Source organism: Kitasatospora sp. NPDC047058 (genome assembly GCF_040643935.1).
Taxonomy (GTDB): domain Bacteria; phylum Actinomycetota; class Actinomycetes; order Streptomycetales; family Streptomycetaceae; genus Kitasatospora.
In genome coordinates this window covers 1-5,462 of sequence record NZ_JBEYVJ010000426.1, presented here as the reverse complement: position 1 = coordinate 5,462, position 5,462 = coordinate 1, and the positions used below count along the sequence as shown (strand labels likewise).

Genomic DNA, 5,462 nt, shown 5'->3' with positions numbered 1-5,462 from the left:
CCCGGGCCGGCTGGGTGCTCGGCACCGGCGACTTCGGCCGCGGGCTGCCCGGGAACCTCCGGTTCGCCGTGGGCGACGGCGCCACCACCGTGGAGCTGTTCGCCGACCTGACCCTGCCGACGGACCGGTTCAGCCATGTCGCGGCGGTACTCGACCGTGGTGCGGGCCGGGTCACCCTGTTCGTCGACGGGAGGCCCCGCGACCGGAAGCCCCTCGGCGGCTCCTTCGGCGCGGTCGGGAACACCGCGCCGCTGCTGATCGGTCCCGGAGGCAGCGGGTTCCTCGGCACGATCGACGAGGTGCGGCTGTCCTCGGCGGCCCGCGCGGACTTCTTCCCCGCCCTCGGCGAGAGCGACGCGCACTACTGCCGCCGGCTGCGGATCTTCCGCCGGTGGACCCTGCCGACACCCGCCGGCCTGACCGAGGCCCTCAACACCGCCGTCGGCCCGATCGGGCCGGTGCAGGACCCGCTGGTGGTCGACGACACCAACCGGCGGGTGGTGCGGGGCACCCACGTGGTCACCGTCCTGCCGGTGAGCCTGCTGCCCGGGGAGGCCATCGACCGGGACGGCCGGCGCCGGGTGGCGGAGGCCGACGTCGTCGGCACCGCGGCCGACGAGCAGCTCTTCGATCCCGCGTACCTGCTGCGGCTCGCGCGGGCCGACGTCGACTACACGCCTCCGCCGCCGCGCGACCTCCGGCCGTACGAGCCGCCGCCGGACCCGCACCTCGTCCAGCTCGTCGTCGAGGAGCCGCTCGACCGGCTGGCCGGCCTGGTGGCGGCCGAGGCTCCGGCGGGGCGGCTGCAGCTGGACTCGGGCTTCGATCCCCGGGCCGAGGACCTCCGGGCCACCGGACGCGCCCTGATGCTCCGCCACAGCACCCTGCCCACCGGCCGGCTGGCGGCGCTCGCCCACCGGGCGGGCTTCGACTTCGTCCGGTACCTCGGCGATGCCGGCCTGGTGTACGCCGCGTGCGCGGTCGGCGACCGCCTCGGCATCGACCTGACCCCGCCCGGCGACGGGCCCACCCGGCTGACGGTGGGCTCGGCCGTGCAGCTGGCCGTCCGGCCGGCGCTTCCGGCGGACGCGTTCGTGCGGTGGCTGACCGTCCCGTGCGGTCCGGGCCGGGCCACGGTCACCGAGGGACCGGCGGGGACGGCCACCCTGACGGCCACCGCTCCGGGCGGCGTGGTGGTCAGGGTCGACGTCAGCCGGGGCGGCCACACGCTCGGCGCCACCCGCACCCTCCGGGCCGGGCCGGCCGAACTCGCCGACGGTGCGCAGATCGCCGCGGACGGCACCCTCGGCGCGCCGGCGAGCGTCGTCGGCGGGCCCGATCCGGACTTCGACCCGGTGTTCCTGACCCGGCACGACGACCCCCGCGCGGACTACGGGACCGACCCGGACCACCATCTCGTGCAGTACGGGACGGCCAGGCGGCTCGACGCCCTGCTGGCCGAGCTGGACCGGCAGCGGATCACCGGTCGGCTGACGGTGGCCGCCGCCTTCGACCCGAGCGGCGACGCACCGGCCGCCCAGGGGCGTGGGCTCACCGTCCGGCACGGCGGCCTCCCCCCGGGCCGGCTCGCCGCGGCGGCGCACGCGGTCGGCTTCGGCCACGTCCGGCGGGCCGGTTCCGACGTGGTGCTGCGGCACGCGGCGGAGCCGCTGGTCGCCGTGGAGGGCCCGGACACCGTCGCCGAGGGCGGGTCCGTGGACCTGCGGGTCGTGCCGCCGCCCGGTGCGGTCGGTGCGGACGCCCGCCTCGACTGGGCGTCCGGCGCGCCGGCGGACGGCCTGGCCGCCTGGAACACCACCACCCAGCCGACGCCGCGGCTGACCGGGGTGCGGGCGGGCAGGGTCTGGGTCCAGGCCGCCTACCTGCTGGGCGCCGGACTCGCCCCCTACACCTTCGAGGTGCGGCTGCGGCCGGAACTCCCGGCGGACACGGTCATCTCCAAGGACCAGTACGACCTGATCATGAACATCCTCAACACCCTGCACCCGATCGGGGTCGAGGTGAGCACCCGGGCGATCGGCGAGCACGTCATCGAGGTCCGCGGCGACGCCCTGGCGGCCAACCCCGACCACACCTTCCCGAAGTTCCGTGTCCGCAGCGGGCCGCCGCGGCGGGCCAAGGAGGCGAGCCCATGAGCGGAGTCAGCTTCACCCCGACCTTCCACCACACGGACTGGATCGACAACGTCGACCGGGTGCAGGCCGGCGGGCCGACCGGCTTCAACGTCCGGTTCCGGACCCTGGAGAACGACCTCGGGGCGGTGTCCACGGCCGTCGGCCAGCTCGACACGGCCATCGCCGCCCTGTCGGTCCGCCCGCCGGCCAAGCCCACCTCGATCACGCTGAGCCCGGCGCTCGTCCCGGTCGCGCCGACGCCCGGCTGGAGCCACGACCAGACCGGGATCGCGGTCCGGCCGCAGGGGGCGGCGAGCGTCTTCGGCCTGATGAACATCCCGCTGCCCGACCAGGTCAGGCTGCTGTCGCTGCGGGCACTGGGCACCAACACCGGGGCGACGGCGATCGTCCGGATCTCGCTGCTGCGGGCTCCGCTGGTCCCCGCCGCCAGCACCCCGCCCGACCGGCTGGTCCGGGTCTCCCCGGACACCAACCCGTTCGACCGCACCGACACCATCACGGACCAGAACCTGGCCCGGGTGAACCTCAGCCAGTTCCGCTACTTCCTCCTGGCGACCGTGGACAGCGCCGTCGCCGCCGACGTGATCACCCTCGCCGGCTTCCAGATCTCGTACATCGCCGACTGAACGACCCGACCGTACGCCGAAGGAGAGCAGCATGGCCGGTAACCTCTACATCCGGGTGGCCGCGGCCGACAACGGCTCCCGCCCGTTCGACTCCTGCCACGACGCCTGGAAGAACGAGAGCATCTGGCTGGACCCGCCGCGCCCCGACGACACCACGGCCGAGGTGGACCAGCCCAGCGTCATCAAGGTCCGGGTGCGCAACCTCGGGAGCGCCGCCCTGCCGTTCGTCCGGGTCCACGCGTACGTGTCGTCCCCGCAGATCGGGCTGACCAGCCCGGCCCAGGCGATCGCCGACTTCATCAGCGCCCCGCAGACCGTCCCCCCGGCCCAGACCGCGCCGAACGGCGTCGTGTTCGACTGCGGCCCGTGGACGCCCACCGCCGCCCAGCTCGCCGTCTCCTCCAACGGCGGGCACCTGTGCCTGTTCGCCAACGCCTTCCAGGACAGCAACCTCGCCGACCCGCCCTTCGACGGCAAGGACCTGACGCCGGGTACGGACACCTTCGACATCTGCGGCGACCCCCACCAGGGCCAGCGCAACATCACCCTGTGGGCGGTGGCGAAGGGGATGCGGCGGCTGCCCGCGATGGCCTTCCGCGTCAGCCCGCTGCCGAAGGGGGTCAAGGAGTCGGTCCTGGTACTCGAAACGCTCGGCAAGGGCGAGTTGGCCGAGGCCGGCCTGCAGAACGTCCTGCTCTCCCGGCGCGACATCACCCGGGACGAGAAGAACCACCTGGTCATCGACACGGGCGAGGGCAAGCCGGTCCCGCTGCGGCTGTCCACCGAGCCGCTCAAGTACGACCTGGAGACGGACGGCGGGCACCGCGGCCCGCGGCTGCCGCTCAACCGGGACAACCACCACCGCCACACGCAGGCGAAGCTGCACGTCGAACTCGACCCGAACGACCCGATCGGCACCGTGCACGCGTTCGACCTCGTCCAGCGCACCCCGCAGGGCCGCCACCTCGGCGGAGTCCGCGTGATCAGCGTGGTGACCGCCACGGGCCGCTGACCGTGCGGGTCGACTGCCACATCCCGATCACGGTGCGCGTGGTCGGCACCCCCACCGACGCGCAACTGGAGGAGCTGACCCGGACGCTGACCCGGGCGGTGCGCGCCCGGATGGCCGAGGCCGAGCGGGAGCTGGCCGCCCGCCTCGGCCGCCGCACCCCGGGCCCGCCGGCCGGGGTGCGCGAACGGTACGAGCCCGCGCGCCACGGCGACCGCGGCTACGCCGTGGCCTCCTACCAGGACGGCGGACGCCCGCACGGCGTACCGGTCCGGGCGCCGGACCGGCCGTGGACCGTCCTCAGGTCGCTGCACTTCCGCGCACGCGTCGGCCGGTTCCTCGACTTCGTCGCGAGCGTCAACGAGAGCGGGCAGCTGCCCGAGCGGGTCCTGTACGACGACCTCCGGGAGGAGACCCGCTGGGCGGGGATCTGGTGGGTGCGGACCGGAAGGGACCGCACCCTCGCCGAGCTGTCCGCCGAACTCTACGAGCGCGCAGCCCAGTTGGCACAGACCGGCCCCGACCGGGTGCTGGCGACGGCGCTCTGGGCGACCGACCGGTACCGGTCCGCGCTGCTCGCCCTCGACGAGGGCGGCGCCCTCACGGACCGGATCGGCCGGATCGGTCCGCACAACGCCCGCCGGATCGACGGCGAGGGCGCCACCGCCCTGCTCCGGCACGGCGGCTGGGCCCTGTTCGCGTTCATGACGCTGCCCCGGGTCGAACTCACCGGCCTCGCCACACTCGCCCCCGACGTGCTGCTGCGACTCCCGCTCTCCGAGGCGGCGTTCTGCCTCGACCCCGCCGGCTTCGAGAGCCGTCACGGTCTCACCGCGGCCCAGTACCTGGCCGAGTTCGGCGCCACTCCGGTGCCGGTGTGGCTCCAGCCGCTGACCGTACGCCGCCGCACTTCACCCGCCGCGCTCGCCCTGCTCCTGGCCCGCCGGGCCGGCCAACGCCTCCCGGCCGGCGACCGCCAGGAGGCCGGCGACCGGCTGCTCCTGCTGACCGACGCGGCCCTGAGCCGCCTTCCGACGGCGCTGCGGGAGCGGGCCGCCGGCTGGACCGACCCGGCGACCCGCCGGCTGGACGACCGCGCGGCCGTGTTCCACCTGGAGGCCGGTCTGCGGTGCCTGTACGCCAGGACGGTGCTGACCGTCGACGAGGAGCGGCTCGGCGCCGCCCGCCACCGCCCGCGCGCCCGCCACCTGGCGGCCCGGCTGCGCCGCCTGCTGCCCGGCGACCCGGCCGAGCGGTCCTGGCAGAACGCGCTGGACGACTTCCTGCGCCACGAGTTCGAGACCGACCCGCCCGCGGAGCGACCCGCCGGCGGCACCCTGTTCGAGTACGTGCTCACCGAACTGGCCGGGGACTTCGACCGGTTGTACGACGCGGTGGCGGCCGCCCGGCACTTCGGGCTGCGGCACCGGCTGCTCCGGCTCAGCCTGACCACCTCCTGGGCCACCCACCCCAAGGTGGTGAAGCTGCGGGAGTCGCTCACCACCGAGCGGCTCACCGGCAGCCCCCACGCCTACCGGACCGACCCCGCCCGGATCCTGCTGGGCGTGGCCGGTCTCGGGCGTCTGGTCCGACATGTCGAAGCGGAACGCGTCGCCGGCGTCGATCACCGACTTGGCGAACTGCCGGGTGGTGTCGTCGGGGTAGACGGCG

The 5,462-nt window shown here is 75.1% G+C and carries 4 protein-coding genes; all 4 read left to right on the top strand.

The features are described 5' to 3' along the window. The coding region (locus tag ABZ885_RS34560) for a LamG domain-containing protein (RefSeq protein ID WP_360197724.1) at nucleotides 1–2,156 on the top strand (2,156 nt) is incomplete at its 5' end. Continuing rightward, nucleotides 2,153–2,782: a hypothetical protein gene (locus tag ABZ885_RS34555; RefSeq protein ID WP_360197721.1), complete on the top strand. Its 630-nt coding sequence runs from the start codon at nucleotides 2,153–2,155 to the stop codon at nucleotides 2,780–2,782. The genes ABZ885_RS34560 and ABZ885_RS34555, both read left to right, overlap by 4 nt. A gap of 31 nt (nucleotides 2,783–2,813) precedes the next feature. Next, the gene (locus tag ABZ885_RS34550; protein WP_360197718.1) at nucleotides 2,814–3,794 is read left to right on the top strand and encodes a hypothetical protein; all 981 of its coding nucleotides are present in this window, start codon (nucleotides 2,814–2,816) and stop codon (nucleotides 3,792–3,794) included. Between the two features lie 38 nt (nucleotides 3,795–3,832). Beyond that, on the top strand, nucleotides 3,833–5,462 hold a 1,630-nt coding region (locus ABZ885_RS34545), incomplete at its 3' end, for a hypothetical protein (protein ID WP_360197715.1).

Excerpts from the sequence above, each read along its gene's own strand:
- ABZ885_RS34550 (WP_360197718.1), top strand. The coding sequence starts at position 2,814 with ATGGCCGGTAACCTCTACATCCGGGTGGCCGCGGCCGACAACGGCTCC.
- ABZ885_RS34555 (WP_360197721.1), top strand. The coding sequence starts at position 2,153 with ATGAGCGGAGTCAGCTTCACCCCGACCTTCCACCACACGGACTGGATC.